The organism is Paenibacillus sp. FSL P4-0081 (assembly GCF_000758565.1).
GTDB lineage: Bacteria > Bacillota > Bacilli > Paenibacillales > Paenibacillaceae > Paenibacillus_AQ > Paenibacillus_AQ phytohabitans.
In genome coordinates this window covers 8283407-8302872 of sequence record NZ_CP009280.1, presented here as the reverse complement: position 1 = coordinate 8302872, position 19466 = coordinate 8283407, and the positions used below count along the sequence as shown (strand labels likewise).

Here is a 19466-nt window from a genome sequence, read left to right as displayed (position 1 = left end):
ATTATAGGTAAAACAAAGCTTGAAATACATGTAAATAACAAGGGATTTATAGTAATATGGGCTTATATTATGAGGTATTTCAGATAATTTGGTTTATTAACTAAGGGGGTGTTCAGGATAGATAATCTTATGGATGACATTGATACAAAAATCATGACCTTACTGCAGTACAACGCACGAATGTCAGTAGCTCAAATCAGTAAAGAGGTGGCCATGTCGCAACCTTCGGTGAAAGAAAGAATGATGAAGCTGGAGGAAAAGAATATCATTTCCGGCTATGTCACTACGTTTAGTCTGCGGGAGCTGCACCGGGGGACGACAACCTTTATCCTATTAAAGACGGAGCATTGCCACGAGCTCACTGACTTTTGCCGGGAGGCTATTGAAGTAACGGACTTATTCCGTATCAGCGGAGAATATAATTATCTCATGAAGGTGCAGACTGCATCGATTGAAGAGCTTGCTGAATTTCAGGATTCGCTGATTAAGTTCGGCCCTTCCAAGTCGCATATCAGTCTGAAGAATATACTGGAGAACAGGGTTTTGCTGTAAGAGTTATTAATATTCCCGGATAAAACGAAAAGGTGGGATTATGGCATGAGGATGAAATTAGAGGGGATTACTGTATTGGCGCTGGATGTTGCCGTATTAACCGGCTTTTATCGGGATGTGCTGGGGTTTAAGATTGTTGTGGAAGAGGAGCATTATGCTGAATTTGAGAATGAGGGAGTTCGTCTGGCGGTCTTCTCGGCACCCCTAATGGCAGACAACACGAATGGCCATCATTCTTTCTTGGAAGAGCGAAAGGGACAAGCCTTCGAGCTCAATTTCGAATGTGATTCTCCCGAGACGGTCCGCGTAAAGTATGATGAATTTGTTGCAAAAGGGGCTACAGGGATAACTGCACCGAAGGTGATGTCCTGGGGGCACACTACGGGATTCTTTGCAGATCCGGAAGGCAATATTCATTCCCTCTTTGCGGTTAACCCCGTTAGAGCAGAGAATACATGAGAGACCCGGCTTGGAGAACCATAGCACAGCAGACCGCTATCCAAACAGGAGGGCGGTCTATTTCTATTTTTTGGCGAGAGGAGAATCGGGCTTGCATCCTGCCGCAGTTTCTGTTATCTTGATATTAACAAAATGTAATTATCAAAATGTTAATAAGTTAATCCCATCAAGAATAGGTGCAGAAAGCGGAGGGATGCAGCGTGAAGAGGATTGCAGGGAACTGGAATGGGTTCGAAATCGTCTGGCTGGTTATATTTACTTTGATTGCAATCGGTTTTACAATTGTTTCCAAGGATTCGTTTCTTGGGTTCACGGTCTTTATTACCGGGGTGCTGTGCGTGGTGCTTACGGCGAAGGGAAAGCTGATGAGCTATGCCTTTGGGATGTATAACACCTTCGGCTACGCCTACCTGGCTTATATTAACGGATTATTCGGAGAGGTTATGCTGAATCTGCTATTCTTCGTGCCGATGAATGTCGTAGGCTTCTATATGTGGAAGAAGAATATGCAGAGCGGCAAGCTGTCCATGCGTCAGATGGAGGCCAAAGGCATGCTCCTCACGATGGCAGTCTGTATTTCCGGGGCGCTGCTGCTGGGGTATAGCCTGTCGTTGATCCCGGCGCAGAACTCGCCTTATATTGATGCCATCACGACCGTGTTATCCGTAGTGGCCACGATTCTGATGGTGCGGAGATTCAAGGAGCAGTGGCTGGTCTATATTGTGCTGAATCTGTTCACGGTGCTGCTCTGGGTGATCCGGACGGTGGAGGGCAGTGGTGAAGGTCTGCTGATGATCGTCATGTGGAGTGCCTATCTGGTTAACGCGGTATACGGCTACTATAACTGGAACAAAGGGGTTAAGGAGGCGCTGGCATGAAGACACTTGGATTAACCCTGGGGAAGTTCGCTCCGCTGCATAAAGGGCACCAGCTCATGATCGAAACGGCGCTGCAGGAGGTCGATGAATTGATCGTGGTGATCTATGAAACGTCCGTCTCTCCGGTCCCGCTGCATATCCGGGCGAACTGGATACGCAGGCTGTATCCCTCATCGGTGCGGGTAATTGAAGCGTGGGATGGTCCGGACGGGTACTCCGATGACCGTGAGCATGAGATCCGGGAAGAACAGTATATTCTCGGGCTGCTGAAGGGCGAGCAGGTGACTCACTTTTACTCCAGCGAGTTCTATGGCAGGCATATGAGCATTGCCCTGGGCGCCATAGACCGGCGGGTGGATGAAGCACGTCAGCAGGTGCCGGTATCGGCCACCATGATCCGCTCTGATCCTTTTAAATACCGGCAATATGTAAGCGGCATTGTATACCGGGATCTAATTACGAAGGTTGTGTTTGTAGGAGCGATGTCTACCGGCAAATCGACGATTACTGAAGCGCTGGCGGAACAGTATAGGACGGCTTTTGCCAGCGAGTACGGGCGGGATTATTGGACGGAGCATCAGGTGGACCGCCGGATCGGCATAGAGGCTTTTGACGACATTGCCGTGGGCCATATCAAGCGGGAGGAACAGGCGCTGCTTACAGCAGACCGGTATCTGTTTGTTGATACGAATGCGATTACCACTTACATGTACGCCCTGGATTACCACGGCCGGGCTCCGGAGCTGCTAACCCGGCTGGCGCTGGAGAATGCACAGCGGTACGATCTGTTTTTCCTGTGTGACGACGATATTCCTTATGACGATACTTGGGACCGCAGCGGGGACCAGAAACGGCATGTTTTTCACAAGCAGATCATAGCAGATTTGAAGGAGCGGCGGATTCCCTACATTACGCTTAGGGGGACGCTGGAAGAACGCATGCGTAAGGTAGACGATGTACTTGCGAAGTTCAAGCCTTATGGGAACTACTTCGGAGAGCTGCAGCACTAGAACAAAGAATCGGGGAGGCGGAGACGCTTGGAATTGTTAGATCGTAATGGACTTACAGAACGTGAATTTCTGGAGCAATACCGGGCGGAGGATTATGAGCGGCCTTCGGTGGCGGCGGATATGGTGGTTTTTACGGTCACGGACAAGGAGGCAGACGACTCTCTCAAGCTCCCGGACAAAGAGCTGCGCATTCTGCTCATCCGCCGGGGAGGGCATCCCTGCCTGGGATGTTGGGCGCTGCCGGGCGGCTTCATCCAGCCGGATGAGACCGGGGAGCAGGCGGCTGCGCGTGAACTGTATGAGGAGACCGGCGTTGCTGATGTATACCTGGAGCAGCTCTATACCGTTACCGATCCCGGCCGCGACCCCCGTACCTGGGTGATGAGCAGCAGCTATATGGCCTTGATTGACAGCAGCCGGTTCCAGCTGCAGGCGGGAGATGATGCCGAAGACGCGGCCTGGTTCACGGTAAGCTACCGGCTTCTAGGAGAACACAAAGAGCTGCTGGAAGAAGGATACGTCAGAACCTTTACTTACGAGCTTAAGCTGGGTGCCGGAGAAGGAGAGCTGACAGCGGTTATAGACCGGAGGGTGACAGCCAAGCCGGCCTCCAGATCAGTCACTTACTCTATCCAGTCCAATGAGGGGCTCGCTTTTGATCACGGGAAAATTATTGCCCGCGCCATCGAACGGCTGCGCCAAGAAACGGAGCAGACCGGCATCGCGCTGCACTTAATGCCTAAGCTGTTTACCTTAACGGAGCTGCAGCAGGTTTATGAGGTGATTCTGGACAAAGAACTGCCGGAGGCTGTCCTCCGGGACAAGCTGGCGGGTCTGGTGGCTGAGACTGACCACTATACGGACAATACGCTGCAGCATGCTTCCCGCTTGTACCACAGGAATTGGGAAGAGGACTGATAGAGAAGCACTTCTTCAACGTACTGAAGAGGTGCTTCTCTATTCGTTGTGATCACAAGCCCGGTTACAGCAGAGGATCTTCCTTGCTGGCTGCATTCGCTTTTTTATCGGGCAGCAGCTTGCTTTTCACCGGCATGAATAAGGTGATTACAAACGCGGCGGCAGCTAGAATCATCATGAAGTAATAGGCGTCACTTGCCCCCAGCATCGAGGCCAGGGATTTAAGGTGCTCAGCTGTAGTAGAAGGGTTGCTGCGCAGGACTGTTGCTGCATGACTTGTAGTCTGCGCGGTATAGATCGTAATGACGACAGCCGTACCAATGGCCCCGGCGATCTGGCGCACGGTATTATTCACGGCGGTGCCATGCGTACCCAGCTGCCTCGGCAGTGCGTTGAGTCCGGCTGTATTGAGCGGCATGGTAATGAAGCTTAGGCCAATCCGCAGTCCAATGGTACGAATCATCAGATACGTATATGTTGTAGATTCCGATAAATCGGTTACCGCCCACATTGCCGGAATAATAAACAGTAAACCAATGATGAACAGCGGCTTCGCGCCGAACCGGTCATATAATTTGCCGGTAACGGGGGACATGAACGCATTGACAAGCGCGCCCGGCAATAATAACAGTCCTGCATCAAAGGGGGTGAAGCCGCGTCCCTTCTGCAGATAAATAGGCAGCAGGATCATATCCGCGTACATCATCATGGTAATTAATACGTTAATGAGGGAAGTTAAGGTAAAGACTTTATTCTTGAAGACCGACAGGTTCAGCAGCGGATCATCCGACTTGATTTGCCGGACACAGAATAGGGCCGTTACAGCGACTCCAACCGCCAAAGTCAGGATCACCACCGCATCGCCCCAGCCTTTACTGCCTGCACTGCTGAAGCCGTATAGAATAAGACCGAACCCGATCGTCGATAAAAGAACACTTACTACGTCAAGCTTCGACTTGGCCGTATCGGATACATTCACCAGATACTTGAAGGCCAGCACGATAACAATGAGGACAAGCGGGATGAGACCGATAAATAACCAGCGCCAGGAGTGATATTCTACAACAAATCCCGAGAGCGTCGGACCAATCGCAGGAGCGAAGATCATCGCCAGCCCGAGCAGTCCCATCGCACTGCCGCGCTTCTCAACCGGGAAGATGGCGAGCACAACACTCATCAGGAGCGGCATGATAATCCCAGCACCGGCTGCCTGAATCATCCGGCCGATCAAGAGCACACTGAAGCTTGGTGCTGCTGCACAAGTTATAGAGCCCATCAGCAGAAACAACATGGCACTCAGAAATAATTGCCGTGTTGTGAAACGTTTCATTAAATAGGCTGTGGCCGGAATCAATATCCCGTTGACCAGCATGAAGCCTGTTGAAATCCATTGTACGGTGGTTGCCGTGACATCGAATACATCCATCAGACTGCTTAAAGCGACATTCAATAACGTCTGATTAAGGGTAGATAAGAAACAGCCAAAGATTAAGATGGTCAGTAAAATCCCTTTATTTATGGTCTTGGATTCTTCTTGCATAGTGTAGGCCTCTCTTCATTGCTTTTTCAACACAGTGTCAATAAAATGAATCATATCAGGATTTAGGCGTTAATCCTATTTGCAGTTTCCATAGAAGTGTCGACTAATCGACAGTCTGGGCGAATGCGTTGATGAAGTGCCAAATAAACGAGTTAGAGGGATGAAATGCCAGAACACAAAAGGGTTGATCCAAGAACCATCCGTTCGAAAAAGATGCTGAAGGATGCTGTTTTTTCATTGTTGGCCGATAATGTGGAGATATCTCAATTGACTGTCAAAAGAATCGCCAGCCGCGCCGAATTGAACCGGGCAACGTTTTATTTGCATTATGAGGATATTAATGATCTGCTGCGCCAGCTGGTTCATGAGATCTTTGATGAGCTGTCCAAGAAGGTGGAGCCGTTATTACAGGTGAAAGGCAGCAACGAACAGCAGCAGCTGGTTATCTTTTTGAATTATTTCTATGAGTACCGGAAGGTTCTTGCTGTATTGGTGGAGCATAAGGGCTTCGCCAACCACTTGAGCAGCCTGCTCAAGAATACGATCGAGAAACGGCGGAACGCCAGAAATATAAGCGCCGCCAGGGAAGTGGCTTCCGTTGATATTATTACAGCTTCTTTGCTGGGGATTATCATGTGGTGGATTAAGGAGGGTACAGAGTATAGCGCGGAGTACATAGCGGGGCAGATTACTCTGGTGTATAAGAGAAGGTATATTTGACGGGCGGCTGGCGGCTAAAAAGGGGGTTAAACCAAGCAACCCTAATTCTCTCAAGGAGAATCAGGGCCGCTTGGTTTGTGAAATGCTCAGGGTCACCTTCCCTCCGCCGGCGGGAGATACATTATCCAGACTAAGGCTGCCCCCGTGCTGCTCGGCCACAGACCGGGCGATGTAGAGCCCCATCCCGTGATGGTTGCCGGAGCTTCGGCTCCCGTCGCCCCTGTAGAACTGATGGGTTGCTTCTTTCAGATCGGCCTGCGAGAAGCCGCGGCCGGTATCAGTAATCATGAAATGAACAGCATCAGCACCGCCCTGCACGAGCAGACCGATGCTTCCCTGCGGAGGTGTATGCTCTGCCGCATTCGCGAGCACGTTAACAATCCCCCGCAGCAGCAGCTCTTTATTAATGAAGAGGAACTCGGGCAGGTTCTTCTTCTGGACAGAGGTATGCAGATTCTTCCCGGAGGAGAGGGCCTTCAGCTGCAGCTCCAATTCTTCAATAATTTCCCCTGTTGGCACAAGAGATTCCCGGCGCTCCGCCCCAGCCTGCAGGCTGGACAGATCAATAACCTCCTGTACGAAGGCTTCGATGTCCCCGGCGCTGCGGAGAATATAGCTGTTATACTCCTGCTGGGCATCATCCTGTGAGGTCTCCTGCAGCAGCTCTGCGTTTCCCCGGATGATGGTGAGCGGTGTCTTAATGTCGTGGGCCAGCGCGGAAATCTGTTCTCTGCGGGAACGTTCCAGCTCCCACTGCCGCATAAGCGAGGTATTCAGGGCTTCCTTCATCCGGTCCAGGGAGGCCAGCACCTCATCGATCTCGCGGATTCCGGAGGGCTTAATGGTGAACTCCAGATTCTCACGCTGGATGTGCCCGGTCGCTTCCTGCAGCCCGGCCATTTTCTTCGACAGTCTGCTGCCGAACAGAGCGGCGAGCAGGGCGGCCTGGAGCAAAACACCGAAGATGAAGAGGAGGATGGCCAGCAGCTGGGGATTCGGCAGATAGCTGCGCAGCAGGGAAGAGGCGTACTGCGGCGTTAAGCTATACCGGAATATCCAGATTTCCTGCCCGTGCCGGGCGGTTGTATAGAAATGAGAGCCCTGGCTATCCCCATGCTGCACGATCTCCCAGGCATGTATTGCTTCCTGGCGTTTCAGGTTACCGGCGAGCAGCTCTCCATCTCCGGTGAATACGGTATAATCCACCCTGTCCGGAACCATCTGCGGCGTTACTGCTTCGCTTGAGGCCAGCCGTTCCTTGAACGCTGCAATCTCCTTCTCGGCATAGTTTGCAGGCAGCACGGCATCCCAGACAAAAGCCAGTGTGAACAGGCCGAGCAGCACGCCCAGCAGCAAGATCGTTCCCAGGCTTAAGAACAGAAGGTATTGCAGGAAAAAGGTGCGAAGGCGTACAGTTTTGGTTAATTTTACAGCTTCCACTTATATCCGATCCCCCAGATGGTCTCAATGACATCCATTCCATATTTGCTCAGCTTGGCCCGGATATTCTTAATATGCTCCGTAATAGCGCTGCTGTCGCTTTCCCCGTCATACCCGAAGACCGCTTCATAGATATTTTCCTTGGAGAAGACCTGTCCGCGGCTGCGGGCCAGGAATTCGCAGATTTCATATTCGCTTTTGGTCAGAGGCACCTTGTCCGCCTGGACAAACAGCTCTTTGCCGGAGAGATTGAAATGTATGTTCTCCAGATACAGCACCTTCCGCTTCTCCCTGCCCTCCCGCCTGAGGTGGGCATCAATCCGTGCCCGCAGCGCCCCTATACCAAAGGGCTTCACAATATAGTCATCTGCCCCGAGGCCCAGGCCGTACATCAGATCGCTTTCCTGTGTTTTGGCCGTTAAAAAAAGAATGGGGCAGTCCACTGCCGCGCGGATCTCCCGGCAAAGGGTAAAGCCGTCCACCCCCGGCATCATGACATCCAGCATAATAAGATCATACGCGCCAAGGTCGGACTGGCGTACCTGGGTGGAATCAGAGATCACCGTCACCAGATGCTGATCCGTACGGAGTGCATTGCGAATCAGCGACAGGATGGCGGGCTCATCGTCTACTACGAGTATTTTGGCCATATTCATTCCCTCAATTATAAGTTGTAGGTCTAATTCTCCGTTGATCGTCCTTCCCAGCGCCTGAACCATAAGAGGCATAGCAGGGAAGCGGTGATTGTTCCCGGTATGCAGACCGCAATTCCGGTATTCAGGCCGGATACGGCAGGGGATAACGTGATACCGGAAGCGTGGATTGTCCATAAAGAGATGAAGCGGACACCCCAGGCGAAGGGGATATAGGGCCAGATCGAATCGCCCAGTCCTGTGAGCATTAAGGCGGACACCAGACTTCCCGCCAGCCCCGTTCCAATAGAAGCCCCCCGGCCAAATTGCAGGCTGGCTGTCAGATGAAGCAGGTATAGAAATATATTGCTCCCGAACAGAATAACTGCCCCGGTGAGGTAAAAAGGTAATCCCAGTCTGTCCTGCTGCAGAATCCTGCTAAAGCCCAGGCCAAAGAGGCTGTAAGCGAACAGGACGGCTCCGAAGCCAAAACACAATAGGAGCAGCAGCTTACTTATATAGGTTGTGATTCTGGCCGCAGGCATAGCAAGCATTCTTTGATACTGTCCTGCATTCGCTTCCTGTTCCGCCGCCATGGAGCAGACGAGCCCGATCAGGGCAGGAAGGGCACAGCCCAGAGACTGCATGAATGCCAATGCCTTGTCTGAGGCGCTCCATGGGGAGTAAGAATAGTAGGCCAGGAACACGGCAGCTCCGGTTAAGGGGGCCAGCAGATGAATCAGCAGAAACGGTGTGTGCCGGGTTTTGAGCAGATCCGCCCGCAGCAATCCCAGTAGTGTGGCCATGTTACTTCGCCTCCTGCTTATGGAACCATAGTGCAGTAAGCAGGAACAGTAATCCGAACCAGACCAGGGAGACCAGCACATCATCCAGAATCATGTCTGTGCTTCTCAGCGGACTGTCCGCCGGTACCGGGAGGCCATTCGGCAGAATGGACAGCACCGGGCACATGAGTCTGAAAGTAATCGTATAGGGGATGTAATCCCACAGTCCTCCGGCATCGAAGGTAACCACGCCCACGACAGTACCGAACATATTAAGCAGAACAGCGGCGAATAATCCGAGCCGTGCGGCCAGGAACAGACACAGTGGAATCTGCCACAGAAACGTAATGAAGATCAGCGCGCTGCCGGCCAGGCTGTTCAGCAATGGAATGGTCTGGCCAAACAGCATTCCCCCTGCTGTAATGCCAATCAGGAACAGGAGGAGAGCAGCGGACAGCCACTGCGCACAGGCGATGATTTTCCCGGCCCAGAGGATCTTCGGATCGACGGGAAGTGCCAGCAGTCCGCGGTATTTCATCTTGGCATCCTTATGCAGAGCCAGTGAACAAGTGAGTGTCAACGCCCCCGGCAAGAGCATGGTGTACCACCAGTTATAAGCCCCGGTCTGAAAATAGCTTCCGCCCATTAGAATGGCACACAGCAGCATCGTGAATACAGGGGCGATCCAGACCAGACTGGGGATGAAGGTGCGCCGCCATTTTAAACGTTCAGCCCTAATATGATTGAGCATGAGGCGCAACCTCCCTCCGGCCTGCTGCTGCCACCTGCATGAACAAGGCTTCCAGCTCTTGGCCGTGGGGAATGGCACCCTGATATCCCAGCACTCCGCCGGCGATAATCCCGATCTGATCCGCTACCTGTTCGACCTCGGAGAGCATATGACTTGAGAGAATGACAGTGATTCCCTGCCCGGGGAAGGAACGGATCAGCTCCCGCAGCTCCTGAATCCCGATAGGGTCAAGCCCGTTGGTCGGTTCGTCCAGAATGAGCAGCTCCGGCTGGTTCAGGAGTGCAATCGCGATGCCGAGCCGCTGCTTCATCCCCATGGAGAACTGTCCGGCACGCTTCTTCCCCGTCCGGGCCAAATCCACGGTCGTGAGCACCTCTTCGATCCGGGACTGCGGCAATCCGAGGGCAAGTGTACGTACCTTGAGATTCTCACGGGCGGTCAGGTTCTCATATAACGGCGGCGCCTCAATCAGTACACCAATTCTGCGTAAGTCCTTCCGGGTCCAATCATGCCCTTGAATGCGGATGCTGCCGGAATTGGGGCGCAGCATGCCTGCGAACATTTTGAGTGTTGTTGATTTGCCGGCGCCATTCGGACCAAGCAGTCCATAGATCGAGTTGCGCGGTACCGCAAGTGATACATTGCTCACAACGGTTTGATGCTTGAAGCTTTTGCACAGATTCTCGGTTTCCAGAATAATGTCTTGCATAGTATATCATCCTTTCTATCTCCACAGTCTAAGAGGAGATTCTAAGGATTCTATAAGGATAACGGAGGGTTCCCCCGCAAGAATGAAGGGTTATGCATGACAGAGACCCTCCCCGGTACTGCAGGAGGGTCTCTGTTATGAAGCTGAAGCTAGAGCCGGCGGGATTCTAACGTTTCCGGAATGCGCCCCCGCGGGCCAGTGCAAAGAATATCAGTAAGGCGATAATTGAACCAACAATGGCTGGAATGATATGGAATCCACCAACAACGGGCCCCCTCGGCCCCAGCAGCTCGGTACCCAGCCAGGAGCCGACAAAGCCGGCAATGATATTTCCCAGCACGCCTCCTGGAACATCGCGTCCAATCAGATTGCCGCTTAGCCAGCCGATAATTCCGCCGATAATCAACACCCAGAGCAGATACATTGATTTGTCCCCTTTTCAGTGGTTTATTCAAGGTATGTTAGGAAAGGGAATAGGTGAACTGCTTATTGAATAATTTTTTTGGTTTTCGCCCTGACTATGAACTTCATAGCTTGTGCGGTTAACCCTATAATGTAGTGTTAATATTAGAAGGGAAAGCCACCAACCTGACTATTGGCGGGAAGCTACCTGTGAATGCTTCTACTGGAGGAGGAAGGATCGATTGAAAAAAATTCTCGTGATTGATGATGAGGCGGCCCTTAGAGACTTGATTGAGCTTGTACTCAGGAGAGAAAACTACCAGGTGAAGACGGCAGAGAACGGAAGCACGGGACTACAGATCCTGGATTCTTTTCAGCCGGACCTGGTGTTGCTGGATTTGATGCTGCCGGATTGCTCGGGCTATGACCTATGCAAAGAAATCACTAAGAAGCAGGCGATGCCTGTGATTATGTTATCGGCTAAGAATGAGATTATAGATAAGGTATTAGGACTTGAGCTGGGGGCAGAGGACTACGTCACCAAGCCTTTTGATAACCGGGAACTCCTTGCCCGGATCAAAGTTGTGCTTAGAAGATATGACAATAGTGATCCGAAGCAAAGTGATGAGAATACCCGGATGAAGCATGAAGAACTGGCGTTTGATCTGGAGACCCGAGTGGTGCAGAAAAACGGTGTGCCAATTTCGCTGACGGCAAAAGAATTTAAAATTCTCGAAATGCTGCTGAAAAGGCCGGAGAAAATTTATACAAGGGATGAACTGCTGGAGCTCGTGTGGGGATATGATTTCTTGGGGGACAGCCGCAGCGTAGATATGACCATTATGCGGTTAAGGAAGAAGCTGGAGGATGATGCCGAGAATCCGAAATACGTTAGAACGATTTACGGATTTGGTTATCAGCTTGGAGGTGGCTCCGCCTGAAATATGCAACCCGGCTTTTGTTGAATTATTTATTGTTCTCGGTGTTGTCCTTTGCCGTTATTATTATTTCAGTCAACAAAGCGATCGAATACTTCAGCTTCGTAACCATAGAGAAGAAAATGATGGAAAAGGCGGATTTATGTGAGCTGTCCTTCAGGGAAATTCTCACGAAGCATGATAAAGCAGCGGAGGAAGGCCAGCCCACGGATGTGCCGAGAAGTGCTCTGGAAACGTTAAAGACTTCAGGTAAGGAAGTGCGGATCTATGACAGCAATCAGAAGCTGCTGGGACTAGCTGTGGATGGGATCATAATAAATAACAAGACGCCCCTGATCTTCGCGGGGAATATCCAGAACGCGCTAAAGGGGAATTATTCTTACACGATTACTGATAATCATCTGCTGTATTTCGCCATACCCATTCAGGATAAGTATTATCAGAATAGTTATGTGTTCGAGTTCGTGGAGGACATTTCATATTTCTATGATATTATGGGAAAAATTAGGTATATTCTGTTTGCCGGTGCAGGAGGATTTATTGTACTGATCACGCTCTCCAGTCTATTCATTGCCCGTAATACAACCAAGCCGATCAAATATCTGCTTGGTGCCACGGAGAGCTTCTCCAAACAGCAGTTCCAGCAGGTGCACTTGAACAGGAAGGATGAGCTGGGGATGCTGGCTGAAGGATTGAACCGGATGGGTATCCAGCTCAGCGACTATATACAGTATCAGAAGCAGTTTGTCTCCAACGTATCCCATGAACTGAAAACACCGCTCGCTGCTATCCGGGGATTCTCCCAATATTTATATGAGGGTGAGAATGAGGATGAGGATTTGCAAAAGATATATTTTCATCTTGTAAATGAATCAGACCGCCTGACCCTGCTGATCAATGAGTTATTGATGTTATCCCGGTTTGACAAGGCGGGTCCGGAGGATATGGGTACTGAGAAGACCGATTTAACGCAATTAGCCGTTCAAGTGGCAGCAGGGATGAGAGCCAAAGCCGATAATAAAGAAATAGAGCTGGACATCAGGCAGGGGAAACCGGCCTTCGTATATGTAAATCAAATCCTGATGTCACACGCCATCGCCAATATTCTGGACAACGCCATCAAGTATTCCAATCCCCGTACGAAGATAAGCATTGAAGCCTATATCAGACAGAATGAAGCAGTCGTGCAAATAAGGGATCAGGGGATCGGGATCGGCGAGGATGAGATTGTACGGGTTCAGGAAAGATTCTACCGGGCCAGTAATTCAAATGCTGCCAAAGGATCCGGACTGGGGTTATCCATATGTAAAGAAATCGCCGAGAAATTTGGCGGGTATTTGAGCATTGAGAGCGAAATTGACGCGGGAACCCAAGTGTCCATCGTTTTGCCGCTAATGTGATGTTACATGAATGATACAAGTCTGTTATTACACTAATAAATTGTTTCCCTATACTAACCTCATAAGATAAATAACTTAATTATGGAGGGTTAATAATGAACGCATTAAAAAAACCGGCAGCCCTAATGCTGTCCGCAATATTGCTTATGACACTTCTGGCAGGATGCCAGGCAAATGAGGCGGATTCACCATCGGCAGCACCTGCAACGGCGCCTGCTGCAAGTACCAAGGCTACTGAAGAAGCTGCAACTCCGGCTCCGGTTGAACCTTCACCCGCTGCTTCAGCCGGTAACAACTCCGGTTCCGGGGTAATCAAGGAGGGCACCATTCAAAAGGACGGGAATGTGATATTAAAAGAGCTGGCTTTTGTCCATAAAGACCATACCATTGCCATTTCCGACTTCGTGGACGATACCAAGCTGGAAAGCATGCTGGGGAAGGCGGCGGAGAAGAAATCCCATACCTATTCCGCAGATGACGGGTTGAATATGGATACACTGCTCGGCTTCACGGAGAAGCAGTACAAATTCCCGGGGCTTGAGATCAAAACGATTGATGAAGCGGCTGAAGGCAAGCGGTTCTATATCTTCAGTATTAAAATTACCGATCCCAAATATGCCACGGTCCGCAATATCAAGGTTGGCGACAGTGTAGAGACTCTTAAAAAAGCTTATCCCGAGGGCAAGCTGGTCGGAGATGGAGCACCCAATGAAGAGGATGACTACCGGTTTGCACCGGCTAACTATGTGGATTTCATGTCATTTCACATCAAGGACGCAAAGATTGAGAGTATCCTCATCTCCACACTTCTGGACTGAACTCACTCCAGCGCCCTTACCGTCTCCCCCTCAATCAGCACAGGCTGATAATAGGTGCTGTTCCGCAAATCCTTCTTCCCCTGCAGCTTTTTAATAACCCACTCAGCGGCATCACGGCCCATCTGCTCCTGCGGATGGGTTAAGGTCGTGAGCTTGATGCCCGCATTCTTGGCGATATAAGAATTATCCTGGCCAATAATTGATAAATCCCCCGGAATCGAAATCTCCAGCTGTCTGCACACATTTACGACTTCCAGGCCAACCTCATCGTTATAGCAGACAATAGCTGTTAATACCTCTTTGTTATCGGTCAGGAACTGCTTCAGGTTCTCGGACAGGGCTTGCTTGGACTCAGTATCGAAGGACAGCACCTGCTCAGGGTGAAAGCGTAATTTGGCTTCTCCAAGCGCTTTGATATAACCCTTCATGCGGTATTTGCCTTGCAGGTCATCCATTTTGGCAATAATACCGATCTGGGTATGGCCCTTGGAGATCAGCTCTCTGGTCGCCAGGTAACTGGACTGCACATCATCAAGGCAGAAGAAAGGTACCTCCAGTTCTTCATAATAAGCATTAATCATGATAAACGGGACATCCTGTTCTTTGAACGACAGATAGTATGCAATATTAGGGTTGTACAGATTGCTCTTCGTAGGCTCAATAATGAGACCTTCGACGCCAAAGGACAGCATCATCTCCAGCGCTTTCTTCTCCTGGGCGACATCATTATTGGTACTGGCGAGCAGTAGCGAATAATTATCCTCATTCAGTCTGCTCTCGATCCCGCGGATGATGGAAGGGAAGATGTAATCTGAGAGATAGGTCGTGATGACACCGATGGTTTTATTGCTCTGATTGCCCCCCGATTTGGACCGGAACTGGTTGCTCACATAGGTGCCTGATCCCTTCTCGCTTCTTAGAAAGCCCTCATTGGATAGCTCCAGGATAGCCTTCCGGACGGTTTGCCGGCTCACACCATAGGTGTCCTGCAAGGCTAATTCTGTAGGAATCTGCTCGCCCACACTATAGGTTCCTGACAGTATATTGCTTTTTATATCATCAAAAATAATCTGGTATTTGGTTTTCACCCGGCTCACTTCTTTCATGGTTGTTCATATACGAATCGGTATATCTGCGATAGTTGTACGTACACATTATAGTATGAATATATCGTTATTATAATCCAATGTCTACTATGTATAAGCGTTTCAAGGGAAATATGGATTTCTCACTGTAAAATTTGTATGTATATCTTGTGTGTTGTGTTGACAAATGTACGAACAAAAAATATACTAAGTCTGTTAATAAAGGAAGCGCCTTCTTTCCATTTCTATTATAACAGTTTGGTTCAGAGAGGAGTAACGTGGGCATGGATCAGAACATCGGGCAAGCGATACTTAAGGGAGAAACTTCACTGGGTATCGAATTTGGATCCACACGTATCAAGGCAGTACTGATTGATCAGCGTTTCGAGACCATCGCATCCGGAAGCTTCGAGTGGGAGAATCTGCTTGAGGGCGGGTACTGGACGTATCATTTGACAGACATTATCAAGGGCCTGCAGGAGGCTTACCGTGAACTGAAGCAGGTAGTCCAGCAGAAATACGGTATTACGCTTAAGATCGTCGGTTCTATCGGGTTCTCGGCAATGATGCACGGATATATGGCTTTTGACAGCGCAGGTGAGCTGCTGGTTCCGTTCCGGACCTGGCGTAATGCAACAACCGGTGCTGCGGCCAAAGAATTAACGGAGGTCTTCCAGTTCAACATCCCTGAACGCTGGACCATAGCGCACCTGTATCAGGCGATACTGAACGGGGAAGAGCATGTGCCTCAGGCGGAGTTCGTAACAACGCTGGGCGGGTATATTCACTGGCTGCTGACCGGCAGCAAGGCGATCGGGATCGGCGATGCTTCGGGGGTTTTCCCGATAGATGAGGCCACGCAGGATTACAATGCAGCGATGGTTGCACAGTTCGATGAACTTATTGCAGATAAGGGCTACCCTTGGAAGCTGAAAGATATTCTCCCTAAAGTGTATACTGCGGGCGAGCAGGCGGGGCTATTAACAGAAACGGGTGCGTTAATTCTGGATACGTCCGGGGAGCTGCAGCCGGGTATTCCGCTGTGTCCTCCGGAAGGCGACGCCGGAACAGGTATGGTTGCTACGAACAGTGTCCGCAAACGGACCGGTAACATCTCCGTAGGCACTTCCGTGTTTGCAATGATCGTGCTGGAGAAGGATCTTACAGCCGTATATCCGGAGATTGATATGGTTACTACTCCAGACGGCAGTCCGGTCGGCATGGTTCATGCCAACAACTGTTCCAGTGATCTCAACGCCTGGATCGGGTTGTTCCGTGAATTCTCGGAGGCAATGGGCTTTAAGTCTGATCCCGGCCAGCTGTTCAGTGTCCTGTTCAATAAGGCACTGGAGGCGGATGCCGATGGCGGCGGTCTGCTGAGCTACGGGTATTTCTCCGGGGAGAATATTACCGGGATTGAGAAAGGCCGGCCGTTGTTTGTACGCTCACCGGAGAGCCGCTTCAATCTGGCCAACTTCATGCGGACGCATTTATTCTCCGCTTTTGGCGCGCTGAAGATCGGAATGGATATTCTGACCAAGCAGGAGCAAGTGTCGATCGACAGCATTCTGGCTCACGGCGGATTATTCAAAACTCCTGTTGTCGGGCAAAAAATCGTGGCCGCTGCAATGAACGTCCCTGTCTCGGTCATGGCAACAGCCGGAGAAGGCGGCGCATGGGGGATGGCGATTCTGGCCTCTTACATGCAGAACAAAGCACAGCAGGAGCGTCTTGATGACTTCCTTGACCACAAGGTATTTAAGGATGTGGAAGGACAAATCATCCATCCGGATGCGGCTGATGTGAAGGGCTTCGAGCTGTTCATGGAACGTTATACTGCAGGGATCGCGATCGAGCAGGCTGCTGTAGATCATCTGGTAGAAAACGGGAGGGGTTAACCTATGTTGGAGCAACTGAAAGAAGAGGTATTCGAGGCCAATCTGGACCTGCCTAAGCATGGACTCGTCAAATACACCTGGGGCAATGTGAGCGCAGTTGACCGTGAGAAAGGCGTATTCGTCATCAAACCAAGCGGCGTCAGCTATGACAAAATGAAGCCTAGCGATATGGTCGTAGTGGATTTCGACGGTAACGTGGTTGAAGGGGAGATGAGACCATCCTCGGATACACCGACCCATGCCGTACTCTACAAGCATTATGCAGAAATCGGCGGCATCGTGCACACGCATTCGACCTGGGCGACCATCTGGGCGCAGGCCGGGCTGGATGTTGCTGTAATGGGCACGACACATGCCGACACCTTCTATGGCGCGGTACCCTGCGCACGCTTCCTGACGCAGGAGGAGGTTGACCGCGGGTATGAAGCGGAGACCGGACGCGTGATCATTGAGACTTTTGAACAGCGGGGCCTTGATATTATGGCAGTTCCCGGCGTCTTGCTGAAAGGCCATGGCCCGTTCACCTGGGGGAAGAATGCCCATGATGCAGTGATGAACAGCGTGGTGCTGGAGGAAGTGTCCAAGCTGAACCATTTTGCCCGCGAGCTGAACCATTTCGCTGAAGAATTGCCGCAGCGGATTCTGGATAAACACTATCTGCGCAAGCATGGTAAAGGCGCTTATTACGGTCAGAAATAATCTGATTTATATATTATCCAAGAGAAGAGGATGAAATAATATGTCAACAGTAAGCGCTAAGCAATTCTGGTTTGTTGTAGGATCACAGCATCTGTACGGAGAAGAAGCCCTCGGTGAAGTTAAAGCTCATGCACAGGAGATGACGGATGCCCTCAATAACAGCGGTGTGCTGCCTTATCCGCTGGTGCTGCAGGATCTGGCGGTCAGTGCAGACAAAATCACTTCGATCATGAAAGAAGTCAACTACCGTGACGAGGTTGCCGGTGTGATTACCTGGATGCATACCTTCTCCCCGGCCAAAATGTGGATCCGCGGCACGAAGCTGCTGCAGAAGCCGCTTCTGCACCTGGCTACACAGTACAATGAGAGCATTCCTTGGGCTACACTGGATATGGACTTCATGAACCTGAACCAGGCTGCCCATGGCGACCGTGAATACGGGTTCATCAATGCCCGCCTGAAGAAACAGAACAAAGTGGTGGTAGGGTACTGGGAACGCGCCGAAGTCCAGAAGCAAATTGCCGAATGGATGGACGTTGCCGTTGCGTATAACGAAAGCTTCAACATCAAAGTGGCCCGCTTCGGCGACAACATGCGTAACGTGGGCGTTACCGAAGGCGACAAGGTAGAAGCCCAGATTCAGTTCGGCTGGACCGTGGATTACTTCGGGATCGGCGACCTGGTTGCGTATGTAAACGAAGTGAAGGAAGAAGAAATTGATGCGCTGTTCGCTGAATATGCAGAGCAATATGATTTCGATTACGGTTCATACAGCAAAGAAGCATGGGAAGCCAGCGTGAAGGTACAGGCCAGCTATGAAATTGCCCTCAAACGCTTCCTGGATGCCGGCAACTACAATGCGTTCACTTCGAACTTCGAAGACCTGCACGGCATGAAGCAGCTTCCGGGTCTTGCCGTTCAGCGTCTGATGGCACAAGGCTACGGCTTCGCCGGCGAAGGGGACTGGAAGACAGCGGCCCTGGACCGCCTGATGAAGGTGATGAGCCACAACCTGAACACCGGATTCATGGAAGATTACACCTACGAAATGGCTGCCGGACAGGAAGCGATTCTGCAGTCCCACATGCTTGAGGTTGACCCGAGCCTGGCCAGCAACAAGCCGAAGGTGCTTGTGTCTCCGCTGGGTATCGGCGACCGCGAAGATCCGGCCCGTCTCGTATTCGACGGCAAGGCTGGCGAAGGCGTCGTGGTATCGATGGCTGACTTCGGCACTCATTACAAGCTGCTGATCAATGAAGTTACTGCCTTCGAGCCGACGGTTCCGGCTCCGAATCTTCCGGTGGCCCGCGTGCTCTGGCAGGTGAAGCCTAACTTCCAGGATGGAATTAAGGCATGGATCGAGAACGGCGGCGGTCACCATACCGTGGTGTCGCTCAACTTGACTACAGATCAGATCGTAACCTACGCCAAGCTGGTTGGCCTGGATTATGTAATCATTAAATAAATAGCGGAATAATGTTGGATCAAATGAGCGGATGGGCTTTTGCCTGTCTGCTTTTTTTTAATGCAGAGCCAAGGTATTACCGGCAAACTCATCCTCCGTGCCCGTGATTTTCTAAAATCCTGTACAAAATACAACATTCGCTTCATTAAATTGGACTAAATCGAAAATTGTTGTACAAAAGGCAGCATTTCTCCTCCTTCATACGGTTTAGCGTGGAAATTGTTGTATTTCATACAACAATCTATCTAAACAACCGGGTATCTGCGCATCCAAGTTGCAAAACGTACAACATTTATGCCGCTGTAGTGCAGGAGCGCACCCTAGACATCTAGCCATAGGTAGGAGACTTTTATCACTGTTCAATACT

Annotated in this window: 20 protein-coding genes; 12 read left to right on the top strand and 8 right to left on the bottom strand. The window is 50.7% G+C overall.

Translation table 11 applies throughout. From position 1 onward, the window contains the following. Positions 1–129: 129 nt before the first annotated feature. The 5 genes from P40081_RS35465 to P40081_RS35445 all read left to right on the top strand — a co-directional run bounded on the left by P40081_RS35465 (position 130) and on the right by P40081_RS35445 (position 3817). Complete coding sequence (locus P40081_RS35465; protein WP_042140515.1) at positions 130–552, top strand: Lrp/AsnC family transcriptional regulator; 423 nt, start codon at positions 130–132, stop codon at positions 550–552. Positions 553–597: 45 nt separating this feature from the next. Continuing rightward, positions 598–1011, top strand: a complete 414-nt coding sequence (locus tag P40081_RS35460; protein WP_042140514.1) for a VOC family protein — start codon at positions 598–600, stop codon at positions 1009–1011. 200 nt (positions 1012–1211) lie between these two features. Continuing rightward, positions 1212–1889 (top strand): nicotinamide riboside transporter PnuC, encoded by a 678-nt coding sequence (gene pnuC, locus P40081_RS35455; RefSeq protein ID WP_042140513.1) that lies wholly within the window; start codon positions 1212–1214, stop codon positions 1887–1889. Then, complete coding sequence (locus tag P40081_RS35450; RefSeq protein ID WP_042140512.1) at positions 1886–2899, top strand: AAA family ATPase; 1014 nt, start codon at positions 1886–1888, stop codon at positions 2897–2899. Before pnuC ends, P40081_RS35450 begins: the two co-directional genes overlap by 4 nt. Positions 2900–2926: 27 nt before the next feature. After that, on the top strand, positions 2927–3817 hold the full coding sequence (locus tag P40081_RS35445; RefSeq protein WP_042140511.1) for an NUDIX domain-containing protein: 891 nt from the start codon (positions 2927–2929) through the stop codon (positions 3815–3817). 64 nt (positions 3818–3881) lie between these two features. Here P40081_RS35445 and P40081_RS35440 read toward each other — a convergent pair whose 3' ends face one another. Beyond that, entirely contained in the window at positions 3882–5357 is a 1476-nt protein-coding gene (locus P40081_RS35440; RefSeq protein WP_042140510.1) for a DHA2 family efflux MFS transporter permease subunit, read from the bottom strand. Between the two features lie 165 nt (positions 5358–5522). Between P40081_RS35440 and P40081_RS35435 the strand changes: the two genes are divergently transcribed. Beyond that, complete coding sequence (locus P40081_RS35435; RefSeq protein WP_042140509.1) at positions 5523–6077, top strand: TetR/AcrR family transcriptional regulator; 555 nt, start codon at positions 5523–5525, stop codon at positions 6075–6077. Between the two features lie 60 nt (positions 6078–6137). Here the strand turns inward: P40081_RS35435 and P40081_RS35430 are convergent, their stop codons facing one another. The 6 genes from P40081_RS35430 to P40081_RS35405 all read right to left on the bottom strand — a co-directional run bounded on the left by P40081_RS35430 (position 6138) and on the right by P40081_RS35405 (position 10818). After that, positions 6138–7517, bottom strand: coding sequence for a HAMP domain-containing sensor histidine kinase (locus tag P40081_RS35430; RefSeq protein ID WP_042140508.1), 1380 nt, complete (start codon positions 7515–7517; stop codon positions 6138–6140). Further along, entirely contained in the window at positions 7505–8167 is a 663-nt protein-coding gene (locus P40081_RS35425; protein WP_042140507.1) for a response regulator transcription factor, read from the bottom strand. The genes P40081_RS35430 and P40081_RS35425 overlap by 13 nt, the downstream gene beginning before the upstream one ends. A gap of 29 nt (positions 8168–8196) precedes the next feature. Next, the gene (locus tag P40081_RS35420) at positions 8197–8955 is read right to left on the bottom strand and encodes a lantibiotic immunity ABC transporter MutG family permease subunit (RefSeq protein WP_042140506.1); all 759 of its coding nucleotides are present in this window, start codon (positions 8953–8955) and stop codon (positions 8197–8199) included. Between the two features lies 1 nt (position 8956). Next, on the bottom strand, positions 8957–9685 hold the full coding sequence (locus P40081_RS35415; protein WP_042140505.1) for a lantibiotic immunity ABC transporter MutE/EpiE family permease subunit: 729 nt from the start codon (positions 9683–9685) through the stop codon (positions 8957–8959). Beyond that, on the bottom strand, positions 9669–10394 hold the full coding sequence (locus P40081_RS35410) for a lantibiotic protection ABC transporter ATP-binding protein (RefSeq protein WP_042140504.1): 726 nt from the start codon (positions 10392–10394) through the stop codon (positions 9669–9671). Before P40081_RS35410 ends, P40081_RS35415 begins: the two co-directional genes overlap by 17 nt. A gap of 166 nt (positions 10395–10560) precedes the next feature. Then, positions 10561–10818 carry a GlsB/YeaQ/YmgE family stress response membrane protein gene (locus tag P40081_RS35405; RefSeq protein ID WP_039296107.1) on the bottom strand — a complete coding sequence of 86 codons (258 nt, stop codon included), beginning with the start codon at positions 10816–10818 and terminating at the stop codon, positions 10561–10563. A gap of 220 nt (positions 10819–11038) precedes the next feature. Between P40081_RS35405 and P40081_RS35400 the strand changes: the two genes are divergently transcribed. The 3 genes from P40081_RS35400 to P40081_RS35390 all read left to right on the top strand — a co-directional run bounded on the left by P40081_RS35400 (position 11039) and on the right by P40081_RS35390 (position 13952). Beyond that, positions 11039–11737 carry a response regulator transcription factor gene (locus P40081_RS35400; protein ID WP_042140503.1) on the top strand — a complete coding sequence of 233 codons (699 nt, stop codon included), beginning with the start codon at positions 11039–11041 and terminating at the stop codon, positions 11735–11737. A gap of 17 nt (positions 11738–11754) precedes the next feature. Next, complete coding sequence (locus P40081_RS35395; protein ID WP_231575255.1) at positions 11755–13134, top strand: sensor histidine kinase; 1380 nt, start codon at positions 11755–11757, stop codon at positions 13132–13134. A 95-nt stretch (positions 13135–13229) separates the two neighbouring features. Next, positions 13230–13952: a hypothetical protein gene (locus P40081_RS35390; protein ID WP_042140502.1), complete on the top strand. Its 723-nt coding sequence runs from the start codon at positions 13230–13232 to the stop codon at positions 13950–13952. 2 nt (positions 13953–13954) lie between these two features. Here the strand turns inward: P40081_RS35390 and P40081_RS35385 are convergent, their stop codons facing one another. Further along, positions 13955–15040: a GntR family transcriptional regulator gene (locus P40081_RS35385; RefSeq protein WP_042140501.1), complete on the bottom strand. Its 1086-nt coding sequence runs from the start codon at positions 15038–15040 to the stop codon at positions 13955–13957. 281 nt (positions 15041–15321) lie between these two features. Between P40081_RS35385 and P40081_RS35380 the strand changes: the two genes are divergently transcribed. From P40081_RS35380 to araA, 3 genes are read left to right on the top strand one after another with little or no spacing between them, the layout of a single operon-like run. Continuing rightward, entirely contained in the window at positions 15322–16935 is a 1614-nt protein-coding gene (locus P40081_RS35380; RefSeq protein WP_042140500.1) for a xylulokinase, read from the top strand. A 3-nt stretch (positions 16936–16938) separates the two neighbouring features. Beyond that, positions 16939–17634 (top strand): L-ribulose-5-phosphate 4-epimerase, encoded by a 696-nt coding sequence (locus P40081_RS35375; protein WP_042140499.1) that lies wholly within the window; start codon positions 16939–16941, stop codon positions 17632–17634. 40 nt (positions 17635–17674) lie between these two features. After that, positions 17675–19099, top strand: a complete 1425-nt coding sequence (gene araA / locus P40081_RS35370; RefSeq protein WP_039296120.1) for an L-arabinose isomerase — start codon at positions 17675–17677, stop codon at positions 19097–19099. Positions 19100–19466: the final 367 nt, after the last annotated feature.